We start from the raw sequence: 15,563 nt of genomic DNA on the forward strand, positions 1-15,563 counted from the left end.
CCGGCCCCTGAGGAGGCCCGATGGGCTCGCCCGAACCCGAACCACTGCTGCGGATGCGCGGCATCGTCAAGCAGTTCCCCGGCGTCCGCGCCCTGGACGGCGTCGACCTCGACGTCCGCCCCGGCGAGGTGCACTGCCTGCTCGGCCAGAACGGCGCCGGCAAGTCCACGCTCATCAAGGTGCTCGCCGGCGCGCACCAGCCCGACCAGGGCGAGATCGTGTTCGGCGGGGCGCCGGTGCGGCTCGCCGGGCCCACCGCCGCCATGCGGGCCGGGATCGCCACCATCTACCAGGAACTGGACCTGGTGGACGGCCTGTCGGTCGCCGAGAACATCTTCCTCGGCCACGAGAGGGCGCGGCTGGGCTTCACCCGCCGCGGCGAGGCCGAGCGGGCGGCGCGGGAGCTGCTCGGACGGCTCGGCCACGGGGAGATCCCGCCGCGCCGCGAGGTCGGACGGCTGCCGGCGGCGGGCAAGCAGGTCGTCAGCATGGCCCGCGCCCTGTCGCACGACGCCCGCCTCATCGTGATGGACGAGCCGTCCGCCGCGCTCGCCCACGACGAGGTCGCCAACCTGTTCCGCATCATCCGGGAGCTGACCGCCGCCGGCGTCGCCGTGGTGTACATCTCGCACCGGCTGGAGGAGATCCGCGAGATCGGCGACCGGGTGACGGTCCTCAAGGACGGCCGGTCGGTCGCGGGCGGGCTGCCCGCGCGCGGCACCTCCACCGACGAGATCGTGTCGCTGATGACCGGCCGTGACGTCGAGTACGTCTTCCCGCCGCGGCCCGAGCCCGAGGACGGCCGCCCCGAGGTGCTGCGGGTCGAGGGGCTCACGCTGCCCGGCGCCTTCGAGGACGTGTCGCTCACCGTCCGCGCGGGCGAGATCGTCGGGCTCGCCGGGCTGGTCGGGTCCGGGCGCTCGGAGATCCTGGAGACCGTCTACGGGGCCCGGCGCGCCGCGCGGGGACGGGTGCTCGTGGACGGCCGCCCCGTCCGCCCCGGCGACACGGGCGCGGCGGTGCGGCGCGGCATGGGCATGGCGCCCGAGGAGCGCAAGAGCCAGGCGCTGCTGCTGAACGAGACCGTCGCCGCGAACGTCAGCGTCGCCTCGCTGCCGCGCTACGCCTCGTTCGGCTGGCTCAGCCGCCGCCGCGAGCTCGCCGACGTGCGGCGCCAGATCGCGTCGCTCGACATCCGGCCGCCCGACCCGCGGCGCCCGGTCGTGACGCTGTCGGGCGGCAACCAGCAGAAGGTCGTGCTGGCCCGCTGGCTGCTCGGCACGGCCGGGCTGCGGCTGCTGATCCTCGACGAGCCCACCCGCGGCGTGGACGTCGGCGCCCGCGCCGAGCTGTACGCGGTGATCCGCGAGCTGGCCGGGCGCGGGATCGGGGTGCTGCTGGTGTCCAGCGAGGTACCCGAGGTGCTCGGGCTCGCCGACCGCGTCCTCGTCGTCCGGGAGGGGCGCGTCGTGCACACCGGCGACGCCCGCGACCTCGACGAGGGCGCCGTGCTCAACATGATCATGGAGGGGAGTGCCCTGTGACCGGCACCTTTCACTCCGGAGGGTCGGCCCCCCGGACCGAGAAGAACGCGGGCGAGCGCGGCGGGGCGCCCGCCCGCCCGACCGGCAAGAGCGGGGGCGGGGGGCCGTGGCGCCCGTTCGCGCGGGGCGGCGCCGCGGGGAGCCGCGAGATCCACCACCTCGGGCTCGTCGCCGCGCTGGTGCTGCTGGCGGTCGTCGGCCTGGTGACCGAGCCGGGCAACTTCGCGACCTCGGGCAACGTCGTCGGCATCCTCGCGCTCGCCGCCACGATCGGCGTGATCACCGTCGGCCAGACGTTCGTGATCATCGGCGGCGGGATCGACCTGTCCGTCGGGTCGGTGATGGCGCTGGCGTCGGTGTGGGCGACGACCGTGGCGACGCAGTCCTACGGCCCAGTGGTGATGGCGCTGTGCGCGGTCCTCGTCGGCACCGGCGCGGGCGTGGTCACCGGGCTGCTGATCTCCTACGGGCGGCTGGTCCCGTTCATCGCCACCCTCGCGATGCTCGTCGCGGCACGGGGGCTGGCGCAGCGGATGTCGGACCGCAGGACCCAGCTCGTCCGGCCGGAGAACGACGCGATCGAGGCGCTGTCCACCACCAAGGTGCTCGGGCTGCCGCTCGTCGTGTACATCTTCGCCGCGGTCGCCGCCGCCGGGTGGCTGCTGCTCAACCGCACCACGTTCGGCCGCCGGACGTTCGCCGTCGGCGGCAACCCCGAGGCGGCGCGCCTGGCCGGCATCGACGTCCGCCGGCACACCCTGAAGCTGTACGCGCTGTCCGGGTTCTGCTGCGGCATCGCCGCGCTCATCATCATGGCCCGCACCACCACCGGCTCCAGCACCCACGGCGACCTGTACGAACTCGACGCGATCGCCGCCGTCATCATCGGCGGGACGCTGCTCACCGGCGGGCGCGGCACCGTCGCCGGGTCGATCCTCGGCGTGCTGGTGTTCACCCTCATCACCAACCTGTTCATCCTGAACGGCCTGCAGACCAGCGACCAGCTGATCGCCAAGGGCGCGATCATCGTGATCGCCGTGCTGCTGCAGCGCCGCGGGCTCCGCTCGCCCACCTGACCTCCCGCTCGTCACCGCCCGACACCCACCCCACGTCCGGCGCCGCGCATCCCGGGGAACGCGCGGCGGGGGACGCCCCATCCCTTGATCATCAGGAGCACGTCATGCGTGACCAGAGCCCCCGTCCCACCCGCAGAGGCGTCCTGTTCGGCGGCGCCGTCGTCGCGGCGGGCAGCCTCGCCGCGGCCTGCACGAGCAACAGCGAGAAGGACGACCCGAGCCCGGCGGCGCAGGCCGGGTCGCTCGCCGGCGACAACGACAAGCCGGGCAAGCAGGTCACCATCGGGTTCTCCGCGCCCGCGGCGGACCACGGCTGGATCGCGGCGATCGCCAAGAACGCCGAGGGGCAGGCCAAGAAGTACAAGGACGTGACGTTCAAGCCGGTCGAGCCGACCAACGACATCAACCAGCAGATCTCCGCCGTCGAGTCGCTGATCCGAGCGAAGGTCGACGTGCTGGTGATCCTGCCCAACGACGGGGAGCAGCTGAACCAGGTCGCCCGCAAGGCGATGGACGCCGGCATCCCGGTCGTCAACCTCGACCGCGTCTTCCCCGACAAGCTGTCGTACCGGACGTGGGTCGGCGGCGACAACTACGGCATGGGCGTCTCCGCCGGCCACTACGTCGGCAAGAAGCTGAAGGGCAAGGGCGTCTCGAAGCCCGTGATCGTGGAGATCCAGGGCATCGCGACGCTGCCGCTGACGCAGGACCGCAGCAAGGGCTTCGCGGACGCGCTGAAGTCCTACGGCTACACCGTCACCGCGAAGCAGGACGCCAAGTTCACCGTGGAGTCCGGCAACCAGGTCGCCTCCAACCTGCTGCAGGCGCACAAGAAGATCGACGCGTTGTGGAACCACGACGACGACCAGGGCGTCGGCGTGCTCGCCGCGATCAAGCAGTCCGGCCGCAAGGAGTTCTTCATGGTCGGCGGCGCGGGCTCGGCCAACGCGATGCGCGAGATCAAGTCCGGCGGCGGCGTGCTGGAGGCCACCGTCACCTACCCGCCGACGATGGCCGCGTCCGCGATCAAGCTGGGCCGGCTCATCGCGCAGGGCAAGGGCATGGCCGACCTGGTCGAGCTCCAGGTGCCCCAGTCGATCACGCTGGCCTCCGAGACGGTCGCCAAGGACAACGTCGACACGTACATGCCGCTCGGCTTCGAGTCCTGAGCGGCGGGGGCGCCGGCGCGCCCGCCCCCCGGAGGGCGGGCGCGCCGGTCCTCCGGGGGGCCGGGGGCCGCCCCCGGAACACGACACAGAGAGGTGAGCTGAACATGACGACCGTCGGAGTCGGGATGGTCGGGCACGCGTTCATGGGACGCGCCCACTCCCAGGCGTGGCGCAGCGTGGGGCCGTTCTTCGGGCCGCCGCTGACGCCCGTCATGACCGCCCTGGCAGGACGTTCCGCCGATCGCGCCCGCGCCGCCGCCGACGCGCTCGGCTGGGCGTCGGTGGAGACCGACTGGAAGGAGCTGCTCCGCCGCGACGACGTCCAGCTCGTCGACATCTGCACGCCGGGCGACAGCCACGCCGAGATCGCGGTCGCCGCGCTCGACGCGGGCAAGCACGTCCTGTGCGAGAAGCCGCTCGCCAACTCCGTCGCGGAGGCCGAGGCGATGGCCGCCGCCGCGGAGCGGGCGCGCGAGCGCGGCGTCCGGTCGATGGTCGGGTTCAACTACCGGCGCGTCCCCGCCGTCACCCTGGCCCGCAGGCTGGTGGACGAGGGCCGCATCGGCGCCGTCCGGCACGTCCGGGCCCAGTACCTGCAGGACTGGCTGGCCGACCCCCGGGCGCCGTTCACCTGGCGGATGGACCGCGACCGGGCCGGGACGGGCGCGCTCGGCGACATCGGTGCGCACATCATCGACACCGCGCAGTTCATCACCGGGCAGAACCTCGTCGGGGTGTCGGCGCTGCTGGACACGTTCGTCCCGGAACGCCCGGTCCCCGGCGGCGGGACGGCGCGCGTCACCGTGGACGACGCGGCCCTGTTCGTCGGGCGCACCGACGGGGGCGCGCTCGCCTCGTTCGAGGCCACCCGGTTCGCCACCGGCCGCAAGAACGCGCTGCGGATCGAGGTCAGCGGCTCCTCCGGCGCCCTGGCGTTCGACCTGGAGTCGCTGAACGAGCTGTGGTTCTACGACCGCGACGAGGACGACGCCACCGCCGGTTTCCGCAGGATCGTCGTCACCGAGCCCGTCCACCCGTACACGGACCGGTGGTGGCCGCCCGGCCACATGCTGGGCTACGAGCACACGTTCACCCACCAGGCCGCCGACCTGCTCACCGCGATCGCGGACGGCACCGACCCGCGCCCGTCGTTCGCCGACGGCCTGCAGGTGCAGCGCGTCCTCGCCGCGGTCGCCGGCAGCGCGGAGTCCCGGTGCTGGGTCGACGTCGAAGGGAGCGAGTCATGACACGACCGGTCACGCTGTTCACCGGACAGTGGGCGGACCTGCCGTTCGAGGAGGTCTGCCGGCTGGCGTCCGGCTGGGGCTACGAGGGCCTGGAGATCGCCTGCTGGGGCGACCACTTCGAGGTCGACAAGGCCCTCGCCGACGACGGCTACGTCCCGCGCAAGCTGGAGACGCTCGCCGAGCACGACCTCAAGGTGTGGGCGATCTCCAACCACCTCGTCGGGCAGGCCGTCTGCGACAACCCCGACGAGCGGCACCGGGCGATCCTGCCCGAGCGGATCTGGGGCGACGGGGAGCCCGAGGGCGTCCGCGGGCGCGCCGCCGCCGAGATCATGGACACCGCCCGCGCCGCCGCGCGGCTCGGCGTCGACACGGTGGTCGGGTTCACCGGCTCCTCGATCTGGCACACGGTCGCGATGTTCCCGCCCACCCCCGAGGCGATGGTGGAGCGCGGCTACGCCGACTTCGCCGAACGCTGGAACCCGATCCTGGACGTGTTCGACGAGGTCGGCGTGCGGTTCGCGCACGAGGTGCACCCGAGCGAGATCGCCTACGACTACTGGACGACCGTCCGGACGCTGGAGGCGATCGGGCACCGTCCCGCCTTCGGGCTGAACTTCGACCCGTCCCACTTCGTGTGGCAGGAGCTCGACCCGGTCGGCTTCCTGTTCGACTTCCGCGACCGGATCTACCACGTCGACTGCAAGGACACCAAGGTCCGCACCGGAGACGGCCGCCGTGGGCGCCTGTCGTCCCACCTGCCGTGGGCGGACCTGCGGCGGGGGTGGGACTTCATCTCCACCGGCCGCGGCGACGTCCCGTGGGAGGACGTCTTCCGCGCCCTCAACGCGATCGGCTACGCCGGCCCGATCTCGGTCGAGTGGGAGGACGCCGGAATGGACCGCCTCCAAGGCGCCCCCGAGGCCCTGCAGTTCGTCCGCGCCCTCAACACCATGGAACCCCCCACCACCGCATTCGATTCGGCGTTCTCCTCCGAGTGAGCCTGCGGTGTGCCGTTCTCTCAGGGGGCGGGGCGGGCGCCTAGGGTGCGGGGGGCGTGGGCGGTCACGAAGCTTTCCAGCTCGGATGCCGTGACGCCCATGGGCGGGACGACGATGAGCCGGTCCGCGCCCAGCTCGGCGTAGTCGCGGACGGACCCGGCGTCCGGGAGGCGGGGCGGGCTGATCGAGACGTGCAGGGGATCGCGGCCCGCCTCGGCGGTGAGGGTCCGCAGCCGTGCGATCGTCTCCGCGGCGGCCCGGCGTCCGAGCATCCACCCGTACCAGCCGTCGGCGTGCCGGGCGGCCCGGCGCAGCGCCGCGGGGCTGTGGCCGCCCGCCACGACGGGGATCGGCCGCTGCACGGGCCGCGGGTGGGCGTCCACGCCCGCGAAGTCGACGTGGCGGCCGTGGAAGGCCGGTTCGTCGTCGTACCAGAGGGACCGCATCGCCGCGAGGTACTCGTCGGCGCGGGCTCCGCGCCCTTCCGGCGGGACGCCGACCGCGCGCATCTCCGGCTCCAGGTATCCGGCGGCCATGCCGAAGACGAGCCTGCCCCGGCTGAGCACGTCGAGGCTGGCGAGCTGCTTGGCGAGGACCAGCGGGTTGCGCTGCGGCAGGACGACGACCCCGGTGCCGAGCGCGATGCGCTCGGTGCGGCCGGCGAGGTGGGCGAGGGCGATCAGCGGGTCCAGGAAGGGCGCGTCCGGCTCGGCGGGGGAGGGCGCGACGCGCGGGCGCGGCAGCACGACGTGGTCGCCGGCCCAGACCGAGTCGTAACCGAGGTCCTCGGCCAGGGCGGCGATCCGGGCGGCGACGTGCGGATCGGCGCAGGCGTGCAGGTTGACGGCGAAGAGCCCGAGAGTAGGTGCCATTCGTAGATAATCGAACTTTTCTATGATCGAGTCAACCGATGGTCGAACGGATATACCCTGCTGCCATGGCGGAGGGTTCCATGCGCGACGGGCTGCCGGAGGGGCTCGCGGCCCTGGCGGGCTTCCAGCTGTCCAAGTGCGGGTGGTGGCTGGAGCAGCGGCTGGAGGAGGAGCTGGAGCCGCTCGGGATCCGGGTGCGGCACTTCCTGGTGCTGGCGATGCTCAGCACGTCCGAGACGCTGTCGCAGCAGGAGATGGCCGACTACCTGCTGCTCGATCCCACGCTGATGGTCGGGCTCGTGGACGACCTGGAGGCGCGCGGCCTCTGCGAACGCGCCCGCGACCCGCGCGACCGGCGGCGGTACCGCGTCCGCATCACCGAGGACGGTCGCGCCCTGCACCGGCGGGCCCGCGCCCTGGCCGACGCGGTGGGCGCGGACGTCTTCGGCCCGCTGTCGGACGGCGAGCTGAGCATCGTGGTCCGGGCGATCGGCCGGGTCATGGAGCCGTTCTGGGCCGAGCAGGCGGTGCGCCCGCGCCGCAAGCGGTGAGGCCCGCGGTCAGGGGAGGGCGCGGAAGTCGGCGAAGTCGAAGCCGGGGGAGACGACGCAGCTGACCAGGACCTCCTCGTCCCCGGCGGGGCGGGCGGCCTGCCAGGCGCCGGGCGGGACGATGGCCTGCGGCACCTGCCCGCCCGCCACGTCCGCGCCGAGCGTGACGGTCTCGGGCGTCCGCGACGGCCGGTCGCCGTCCCCGCCGAGGAACAGCGTCAGCGGGCCCCCGGAGTGCCACAGCCACAGCTCCGCCGACCGGACGGCGTGCCAGATCGACTCCTCGCCGGGCGGCAGCAGGAAGTAGATCGCGGTGGCGGCCGCCCGCTCGCCCGGGTAGCCGTCCGGCGTGAACGCCGCGTCCGACCGCCACGTCTCCCGGTACCAGCCGCCCTCCGGATGCGGCAGCAGGTCCAGCGCCTCGGCGGTCGCCGGCCGGTCCAGGACCGCGACGTGCCGGCCGTCGGGGCCGCGCCGCAGGTAGCGGACGCGGGAGGCGGTCGTGCGGTCGATCACGCCGCGCGCCGGCACGGCGCCGGGGGCCGGGTCCAGGGTGACGGCGACGAGCAGGCCGCCGGTGAACTCCCGGTCGGCGACGGCCAGCAGCCCGGGCTCGTCGTCCGGCGCCCACACGGCCCCCGCCTCCCGCAGGACGAAACGGGGATCGGACCGGACCCGCCAGGCGTCGAGCGTCGTGAGCAGCAGCACGCTCCGAGCCTAGACCGTCAGGACGATCTTGCCGGTGACGCGGCCGGTCTCGCCGCGCTCGTGCGCCCTCGCCGCCTCCTCCAGCGGGAAGACCGAGTCGATCTCGGCGCGCAGCTCCCCGGCCTCGGCGAGCGCGGCGATCCGCGTCAGCGCGTGGTGGTCGGGCTCGACGAGCAGGGTCTCCGCGCGGACGTCGGCGGCGTCCATGTCGGTGAGCCTGCTGAGCACGAGCGACACCAGCGTCCCGCCCGGCCGCAGCACCCGCAGCGAGCGCGGCCCGTAGTCGCCGCCGATCGTGTCGAGCACGATGTCGGCGTCCTCGACGACGTCCGCGAAGTCGACGGCGCGGTAGTCGATCGCCTCGTCCACGCCGAGCCCGCGCAGGAAGGCGTGCTTGCCTTCGCTCGCCGTCCCGATCACGTAGGCGCCGTGCGCCTTGGCGATCTGCACCGCCAGATGCCCGACCCCGCCCGCCGCCGCATGGATCAGCACCCGCTGGCCCTCGCGCACCCCGGCGGTGTCGACCAGCGCCTGCCAGGCGGTCAGCGCGGCCAGCGGCAGGGCCCCGGCCTGCACATGGTCGAGGACGGACGGCTTGGCGGCGAACGTCCGGGACGGCGCCGCGACGTACTCGGCGTGGGACCCGGCCCCGAACGGATACCGGAGCATCCCGAAGACCTCGTCGCCCGGCTTGTGCAGCGTCACGCCCACGCCGACCTTCTCCACCACGCCGGAGACGTCCCAGCCCAGGGTGAACGGGGGGTCGCCGAGGAAACCGCCGCCCGCCCGGTGCTTCCAGTCGGTGGGGTTCACCCCCGCCGCCCGCACCCGGACCAGCACTTCCGTGGGCCCCGGCTCCGGCCGCTCGACCTCGACCACCCCGAGCACCTCGGGCCCGCCGAGGACGTCCTGCCGGACCGCGCGCATTTTCTCGGTGCGCATTTTCTCGGTGCGCGTTCTTTCGGTGCGAGTCTTCTCCGTCATGGGACGTAGAACCGCGCCGCCGGCTAGTCCATTTCGGAGAGGCGCGCCGGGTCGAAGGAGATCGGGTAGGGGCGGTCCAGGGTGACGGTCTCGCCGGAGCGCGCCTTGCCGGCCACCTCGTAGCGGCCGTCCTGGAGCTCCAGCAGGGTGACGGCGGGACGCGGCTCCAGGTCGACGAGCCAGTAGTGCGGGATGCCGGTCGCGGCGTACTCCTCCACCTTGCGGACGCGGTCGATCTGCTCGTTGACCGTGCGCGGCGTGACGACCTCGGCGACCAGGAGGAGGTCGGGGCCGTAGTAGGTGCGGGTCTGGCGTTCGAGCGCCGCGCGGGCCACGTCCCGGGCGACGACGAAGACGTCCGGCTTGCGGACGCCCGCCGGGGTCGTGACGTCCTGCGGCGCGCCGGCGACGTGCACGTCGGCGTCCGCCTGCCGGGCCGCCTCCTTCAGGACCGTCTTGAGCTGCACGGCCGCGTGGTCGTGCCACACGTCGCCGGGCAGCTCGTTGAGCCAGCCGTCGGCGAGCTCGTAGCGGCGGCCCTCCTCAGGGAGCGCGTCCAGGTCGTACAGCGTGTACGGACCGTGCGCACGGCCGACCGTCCCGCCCATGGACCGTTCCCCCTCACCTCGATGAACGGGCTGATCCGAATCTACTGGACGGCCGTCCGGAAAGGGCGCAGCCATGATCGCGCGTCGGGATGCGGACGAATGTCTCGAAAGCCGAGCGGCGGCGAGTTAAGATACATCGCGTCTTGACCCTCCAGCCGCTGGAGGGGCCAGGCTGTCGAGGCGGAAACGCCCGAAGGAGAGATGCGATGAGCGTCGAGCAAGACCGCGCCGCGCCTGCCGTGCGCGCCTCGGACCGCGACCGTGACGAGCTGCTCGTCCGGCTCCACACGGCCTTCGCCGAGGGGCGGCTGAGCGAAGCCGAGCTGGACGAGCGCATCGAGCTGGCGCTGGCCGCGCGCACCTACGACGACCTGGGCGCGCTGGTCGCCGACCTGCCGGCCGGGAGGGTCGCCCGCGACGAGAGCGGGAAGGCGCCCGCCGGCCGGTTCCAGGTCGCCTACAAGGGGTCGGTGGCGAAGGCCGGGCGCTGGCGGCTGCCCGAACGGTTCACCACCGTCGTCTACAAGGGGACGGGCCTGCTCGACCTCCGCGACGCCGACCTGGACGGGGAGGTCACGACCCTGTGGGTGCTCGCCTACAAGTCCACCGTGCAGATCATCGTTCCGCCGGGAGTGCGCGTGGAGGCGGACGGCGTGGGCGTGTCCGCCGAGGTCTACGGCGCCCCTCCGAGCGGCGCGCCGGTCCTGCGCGTCAAGGGCTACGCCTACAAGGGAGCGATCGAAGCGAAAGATCGGCCATCTCGGGCGTGAGGTGATAGAACGCTCCCGCGGCCCCCATCGGCCGCCGTTCACGCGGATGTCAGTACAAGGGGCCCCGTGGCGCGATTTGATGGTGACTCGACAGGGACCGTGAAGGAGCGCGTGTGACGGCGAGGACCCCGGAGCAGCACGAGGCCCGGCGGACGGCCGAGGACGGCCCGGCGGACTCCCGCCACGTGCGGCGGCGCCTCACCTTCGGTGTCGCGGGCGACCTCGCGGACATGCCGGCCGCCCGGTCGCCCTGGCAGCGCGCCTACGAGGCGTGGCGGTCCGCCGGGCTGGACTGGGGCCACGGCGCCCCGTCCCGGGAGGCCGCGCCGCGGCCCGCGAGCCGCAACGCCGTCCGCGCGGAGTCTCCGGCGCAGGCGCCCGCGCGGCCGAGGCCCCCCGCGCCCGCACAGCCGAAGCCGGTGCGGCCGCGACCGGTGAAGCCCGACCCGCACGACGTCCTGGTCGCCGGTCCGCCCAAGGCGCGGCCCCGGCCCCGGCCGGCGATGCGGTCCGGGCCGACGCGGCGGCTGCGCGCGCGTGCCGCGGTCGCGGCAGGGCTCGCCGTGGTCGCCGGCGGCGCGATCTTCGCGGTGTCCCGGGGCGACGACGGACGGGCCGAGCAGGGCGTCCCCGGGCCGGTCGCGGCGGACCGGCTGTTCGCCCCCGATCCGGCCGCCACGAGCGACGGGCTCGTCCAGGACCTCACGACCATCGCCTCCGCGGGCGGGACCGTCGTCGCGGCGGGCACCGAGGGCGACGGCGTCCCCGGCCGGGAGCGGGCCCGTTTCCTGGTCTCCGCCGACGCGGGGCGCTCCTGGTCCCTCGCGGCGCTGCGCTCGGCGGACGGCTCCGCCGTCCCTCCCGGCGACACCCCGCGCCTGGTCGACGGCGGCACGGGCCGCTGGGCGGCGCTCGGCAGCTCCTCCGCAGGCGGCGTGACGGCGTGGACGAGCGAGGACGCCGCGACCTGGACGCGCCGCCCGCCCGCGGCGGGCTTCACGCCGTCCGACCAGGTGAACGACCTGGCCCGCACCGGTCAGGGTTTCGTCGCGGTGGGCGCGTCCGGCGGCCGCGCGGTGGCCTGGAGCTCGGCGGACGGGCGCGCGTGGCAGCGCGTCGACGGCATCCCGGGGGTCATCGCCCTCGACCGCGTCGCGGCGTCCGGGAACGCGGTCGTGGTCCACGGAACGTACGGCAAGAGGGTCACGCAGAAGCGGGGCAAGAAGAAGGTCACGCGGACCGTGCGGACCGACGGCCTCTGGCGGTCCACCGACGGCGGCCGGACGTGGGCGCTCGTCGGCGTCCCGCAGGCGCAGGGCTCGTACGGGCCGGCGAAGGGCCTGGCGGTCGGCCCCGGCGGGTTCGCGACCGTCCGCGAGGGCAGGCGGACGACCGGCCGCAAGAAGCATCGCAGGACGACGCGCTTCGGTGTCCTGTTCACCTCGGCGGACGGCGGCAGGTGGCAGGCCGCGGGCCGGTTCGGCGGCGCCGGCATCGAGCGCTTCGACGGCACCCCCTCGGGCCTCGCCGTCATCGTCCAGGGTGCGAAGGGCGCGCGTACCGTGCTGCGCAGCACGGACGGCCGCACCTGGCAGCCGGGAGGCACCATCGCGGCGCCGGTGCGCAGCAGCGGCCTGACGGTCGCCGACGGGAAGATCGCCGTCTCCGGGCGGCAGGGCGACGACGGCTACCTGTTCGGCGTGGACCTGCGCACCGTCCCGGGCGCCGTCCACCCGGAGCGCTCGGTCAGGTCGCTGGCCGCGGGGCCGGGCCTGTCCGTCGCGGTGGGCAGCACCAACGGCAACGCGGCGATCTGGACGGCCCCCGACGGCCGCGCGTGGAAGCGCGCCGGGTTCCCCGCCACGGCCGGCCTCCTGCTCGACACCGTTCGCGGCGGGCGCGGCTGGCTGGCCGTCGGCCGCGTGTCGGGCACGTCCCCCGGCCCCCTCGCGCTGACCTCGCAGGACGGGCTCACCTGGCAGAAGCCCGAGTTCCCGGCGGGCCCGCCGCCGGTGGCCGCCGCCGCCGGCCCGTCCGGCTACGTCGCGGTCGGGACCGGCGTGGCCTGGCGCTCGACCGACCTGCGCACCTGGAGCCGCGCGGGCCTGGACGGCGCCCCGGCCGACGTGACCGCCACGAGCAGGGCCTACGCGGCGGTCGGCGGACGCGGCAAGGTGCCCGCGGCCTGGACGTCCCCGGACGGCCTCACCTGGACCGCCGCCAAGCTTCCGCCCGGCCTCACCGCTCCGCTCACCCAGGTCGCCGCCAAGGGCGACACCCTGGTCGCCATCGCCGGCGGCGCGGCCGCGCTGGTGTCCACCGACGCCGGCGCGACGTGGACGCGGCGCGACCTCGGTCCCGGCCTGACCGCCACCGCCATCGCGGCGACGCCCGGCGGCTTCGTCGCGGCGGCCTCCGCGAAGGACGACGCGGCCGTCCTGACGTCGCCCGACGGCATGAACTGGCGGCGCGTCGCCGTCCCCGGTCTCACCGGCCCCGGTGAACAGCGGCTCACGGCCCTGACCGCCATGGGCTCCACCATCCTGGCGACCGGCACCGACGCGGACGCCCCGATTCTCCTGCGCGCCCCCGCCCTCAGGTGAGCACGGGGTGCGCGGCGGTCAGCCGTTGCAGCCGCAGGAGCAGCCCTTCGCGCACGAGCATCCGCCGCCATGTCCGCAACTGCAGTCCTTTTTCGTCATGAGCGGAAAGTAACCTTTGCCGCACTTGCGGTCTATGGCCGAGTGGCGACGTGCACCTGTCGACAAGGACACGGGCCGTCCCTCTGCGGGGGAGAGGGACGGCCCGTGCCCGGTTCGGGGGACGTGGGGGCTCAGAAGTTGATGTGGAAGTCCACACCGAGCAGGACGAGGATCCAGAGGAAGATGGCCAGCACCGCGCTGACGATCTTCTCGACCAGGCCCTCGGTGATGTAGCCGCGGTCCCAGGCGATGAACACGCCGATGATCAGGTAGATGAGGCCGAGGATGCTGATGTGCGGCCGATATCGGGTCGCCATGGAAGGCGTCTCCTCCCGGTGGGGGGTTGTGCCGATCGGACGCTGCCCCGCCGGTCAGAAGAAAAACCCCGGAGGTATTCCGGACCTAACCATGACGCTACTTTCGGCATCTCCCAAATTCGGGAACCCTATCGGCCGTCACCGACCGCTACCGGCCGGTCACCGCAATGCGGACGACCGTGGGGTCGCGGTCGCCCGCGCGGTCGGCGAACTCCGCGCTGCGGTGCACCACGTCGAACTCGTGCCGGTTCCGGCGCAGCGACGGGCTCAGCAGGATGTGGTCGAGATCCTCGGCGTTGCCGGCGGTCACCGCCGTGTAGCGGTCGCCCGCGGGCAGCTCCGCGGGAAGGTCGACGAGACCCGCGCCCTGGGCGAGGGTGCGGACGGGGGCGGAGGTCCCGCGGTCGCCGAGGTCGCCCGCCACGATCACGCGGGCCCGCGCGTCCACCTTCCGGACGGAGTTCACGAAGCCCGCGACCACGCGGGCCTGCGCGTCCCGGCGCCACTGGGTGGGCTGGGACGGCGGCTGGCTGCGCCCGAACAGCGGCTGGTCGTCGCCGGTGCGGGGGAACCACTGGTTCGCGACGACGATGATGCGGCGGCCCCGCCAGGTCAGCTCCCCGGCGATCGGCTTGCGGGCGCCGGCCCACGCGGCGTCGCCCGGCGCGATCCGGCCGGGGCTCAGCGTGAGCCCCGCCGCGCCGCCGCGCGGGACGGCCCTGACCGGCGTGACCGCCGGGTCGGGCCGCGCGGGCGGATCGTCGGGGACGGGGTCGGCCAGCGACGGGCGGTCGACGAACGAGAGCCCGCGGTCGGTGCGGAACAGGAACCCCACCCGGTCGTTGGCGCCCTTGCGCCCGCCGTCGGCGTTGTCGCGCGGGTCGACCGAGCGCCAGTCGTAGGCGGGGCCGCCCGCCGCGCTGATCGCCGTGATCAGCTGCGCGACGCTCTGGTCGTCGGCGACGGTGCCGTCGTCGTCGGCGCCGCTGTTGTCGCCGAGGCCGCTCACCGCGACGAGGTCGGGGGAGCGCAGGCCGTCCACGATGTCGCGCGCCGCGGCGTCGAACCGCGCGGCCGGGGCGTCGGGGTTCAGCCCGGCCAGCCCGGCGGTGGCGACGGCGAGTTCGCCGGGGCGCTGCGCCCGGGTCGCCTCGCGGGCGAGCCCGCCGGCGGCGCGCCGCGGCGTCGCGGTGAGCAGCAGCTTGTAGTCGCCGTAGGAGTAGTCGAGGACCCCGGCGTTCGCGCCGGGCAGCCGGTCGCCGACGTCCATGCCGGGCAGCGGGGCGAGCGCGTCGTCGAGGATGACCCGCTCCGGGTTGGCGTCGCCGTCGCGCAGCAGGACGCCGCCGCGCGCCGTCCGCGGCTTGGCGCCGGCGCCCCCGGAGGGCAGCACGGGCAGCTCGCCGTCGCGGGACGGCCCGGCCGCGACGGCGTCGCGGAGCTCGATCCGCATGCCTTCGAGGGCCTCGTAGAAGTCCAGGGCGTCACGGCGGGTGTCGAACGCGCCGCCGCGCTCCACGTTCCCCAGCCCGTGGTCGACCACGCCCGGCGGCCTGAGCCCGCCCGCGCCGAGCACCAGGGCGGGCGGCGGCTTCCCGTGCGCGTCGACCGTGGTCGCGGTGGCGTCGATCTCCGTCCGGGTCAGCCCGCCGGAGGCGCCGCCGCCCGGCCGGAACTCGCTGACCCTGCCGTCCACCCGGACCGCGTCGCCGACCGCCGCCCGCGGCCGGTCGCGGGTGAAGACGAAGACGCCCTCGGACGTCGCGGCGCTCCTGTCGGGACGCGGGTCCTGCATCCAGAAGCCGTTGGCGGTCACCGCCGTCACGACGCCCGGGACCCGGGCGACCGCGAACCCGTTCAGGGGCGAGATGTGCGCCGCGCCCTGGATGTTGTGAATCCGGACGACCCGAGGCGCGGCCTGCGCCGCCGAGGCCGGGAGAAGGGCGACCGAGAGCGCCGCCGTGACCGCGACCGGGAGCCACCGCAGACCGTGCACCAACCGCGCTCCATGACG

14 protein-coding genes are annotated in these 15,563 nt (G+C 74.5%); 8 read left to right on the forward strand and 6 right to left on the reverse strand.

Annotated features, from left to right (window positions below; translation table 11 throughout):
- The first annotated feature begins 20 nt into the window (after nucleotides 1-20).
- From BJ999_RS10805 to BJ999_RS10825, 5 genes are all read left to right on the forward strand, one after another.
- Entirely contained in the window at nucleotides 21-1,544 is a 1,524-nt protein-coding gene (locus tag BJ999_RS10805; RefSeq protein ID WP_179833177.1) for a sugar ABC transporter ATP-binding protein, read from the forward strand.
- The gene (locus BJ999_RS10810; RefSeq protein ID WP_229810483.1) at nucleotides 1,541-2,620 is read left to right on the forward strand and encodes an ABC transporter permease; all 1,080 of its coding nucleotides are present in this window, start codon (nucleotides 1,541-1,543) and stop codon (nucleotides 2,618-2,620) included. Before BJ999_RS10805 ends, BJ999_RS10810 begins: the two co-directional genes overlap by 4 nt.
- A gap of 104 nt (nucleotides 2,621-2,724) precedes the next feature.
- Nucleotides 2,725-3,789, forward strand: a complete 1,065-nt coding sequence (locus BJ999_RS10815) for an ABC transporter substrate-binding protein (protein ID WP_179833178.1) — start codon at nucleotides 2,725-2,727, stop codon at nucleotides 3,787-3,789.
- 104 nt (nucleotides 3,790-3,893) lie between these two features.
- A complete protein-coding gene (locus BJ999_RS10820) occupies nucleotides 3,894-5,036 on the forward strand; it encodes a Gfo/Idh/MocA family protein (RefSeq protein WP_179833179.1) in 1,143 nt (380 codons plus the stop codon).
- The gene (locus BJ999_RS10825) at nucleotides 5,033-6,037 is read left to right on the forward strand and encodes a sugar phosphate isomerase/epimerase family protein (protein ID WP_179833180.1); all 1,005 of its coding nucleotides are present in this window, start codon (nucleotides 5,033-5,035) and stop codon (nucleotides 6,035-6,037) included. Before BJ999_RS10820 ends, BJ999_RS10825 begins: the two co-directional genes overlap by 4 nt.
- Before the next feature lie 20 nt (nucleotides 6,038-6,057).
- On the opposite strand, the gene BJ999_RS10830 is transcribed toward BJ999_RS10825, so the two are convergent.
- Nucleotides 6,058-6,909 carry an LLM class F420-dependent oxidoreductase gene (locus BJ999_RS10830; RefSeq protein WP_179833181.1) on the reverse strand — a complete coding sequence of 284 codons (852 nt, stop codon included), beginning with the start codon at nucleotides 6,907-6,909 and terminating at the stop codon, nucleotides 6,058-6,060.
- Between the two features lie 65 nt (nucleotides 6,910-6,974).
- Between BJ999_RS10830 and BJ999_RS10835 the strand changes: the two genes are divergently transcribed.
- Nucleotides 6,975-7,460, forward strand: a complete 486-nt coding sequence (locus BJ999_RS10835) for a MarR family winged helix-turn-helix transcriptional regulator (RefSeq protein ID WP_179278991.1) — start codon at nucleotides 6,975-6,977, stop codon at nucleotides 7,458-7,460.
- A 9-nt stretch (nucleotides 7,461-7,469) separates the two neighbouring features.
- Here BJ999_RS10835 and BJ999_RS10840 read toward each other — a convergent pair whose 3' ends face one another.
- The 3 genes from BJ999_RS10840 to BJ999_RS10850 all read right to left on the reverse strand — a co-directional run bounded on the left by BJ999_RS10840 (nucleotide 7,470) and on the right by BJ999_RS10850 (nucleotide 9,760).
- Nucleotides 7,470-8,168, reverse strand: a complete 699-nt coding sequence (locus BJ999_RS10840) for a cupin domain-containing protein (protein WP_229810482.1) — start codon at nucleotides 8,166-8,168, stop codon at nucleotides 7,470-7,472.
- Nucleotides 8,169-8,177: 9 nt separating this feature from the next.
- Nucleotides 8,178-9,095, reverse strand: a complete 918-nt coding sequence (locus BJ999_RS10845; RefSeq protein WP_179838460.1) for an NADP-dependent oxidoreductase — start codon at nucleotides 9,093-9,095, stop codon at nucleotides 8,178-8,180.
- Between the two features lie 80 nt (nucleotides 9,096-9,175).
- Nucleotides 9,176-9,760 carry a Uma2 family endonuclease gene (locus tag BJ999_RS10850; protein WP_179833182.1) on the reverse strand — a complete coding sequence of 195 codons (585 nt, stop codon included), beginning with the start codon at nucleotides 9,758-9,760 and terminating at the stop codon, nucleotides 9,176-9,178.
- A 206-nt stretch (nucleotides 9,761-9,966) separates the two neighbouring features.
- Here BJ999_RS10850 and BJ999_RS10855 point away from each other — a divergent pair, with 206 nt between their 5' ends.
- Together BJ999_RS10855 and BJ999_RS10860 are read left to right on the forward strand one after the other, a co-directional pair.
- Entirely contained in the window at nucleotides 9,967-10,530 is a 564-nt protein-coding gene (locus BJ999_RS10855) for a DUF1707 SHOCT-like domain-containing protein (RefSeq protein WP_179833183.1), read from the forward strand.
- Between the two features lie 113 nt (nucleotides 10,531-10,643).
- On the forward strand, nucleotides 10,644-13,133 hold the full coding sequence (locus BJ999_RS10860) for a hypothetical protein (protein ID WP_179833184.1): 2,490 nt from the start codon (nucleotides 10,644-10,646) through the stop codon (nucleotides 13,131-13,133).
- Nucleotides 13,134-13,363: 230 nt separating this feature from the next.
- Here the strand turns inward: BJ999_RS10860 and BJ999_RS10865 are convergent, their stop codons facing one another.
- Together BJ999_RS10865 and BJ999_RS10870 are read right to left on the reverse strand one after the other, a co-directional pair.
- Nucleotides 13,364-13,549 (reverse strand): hypothetical protein, encoded by a 186-nt coding sequence (locus BJ999_RS10865; RefSeq protein ID WP_179833185.1) that lies wholly within the window; start codon nucleotides 13,547-13,549, stop codon nucleotides 13,364-13,366.
- Between the two features lie 148 nt (nucleotides 13,550-13,697).
- Nucleotides 13,698-15,545: an endonuclease/exonuclease/phosphatase gene (locus BJ999_RS10870; protein ID WP_229810481.1), complete on the reverse strand. Its 1,848-nt coding sequence runs from the start codon at nucleotides 15,543-15,545 to the stop codon at nucleotides 13,698-13,700.
- Nucleotides 15,546-15,563 lie beyond the last annotated feature (18 nt).

This window comes from Actinomadura citrea (genome assembly GCF_013409045.1).
Lineage (GTDB): Bacteria > Actinomycetota > Actinomycetes > Streptosporangiales > Streptosporangiaceae > Spirillospora > Spirillospora citrea.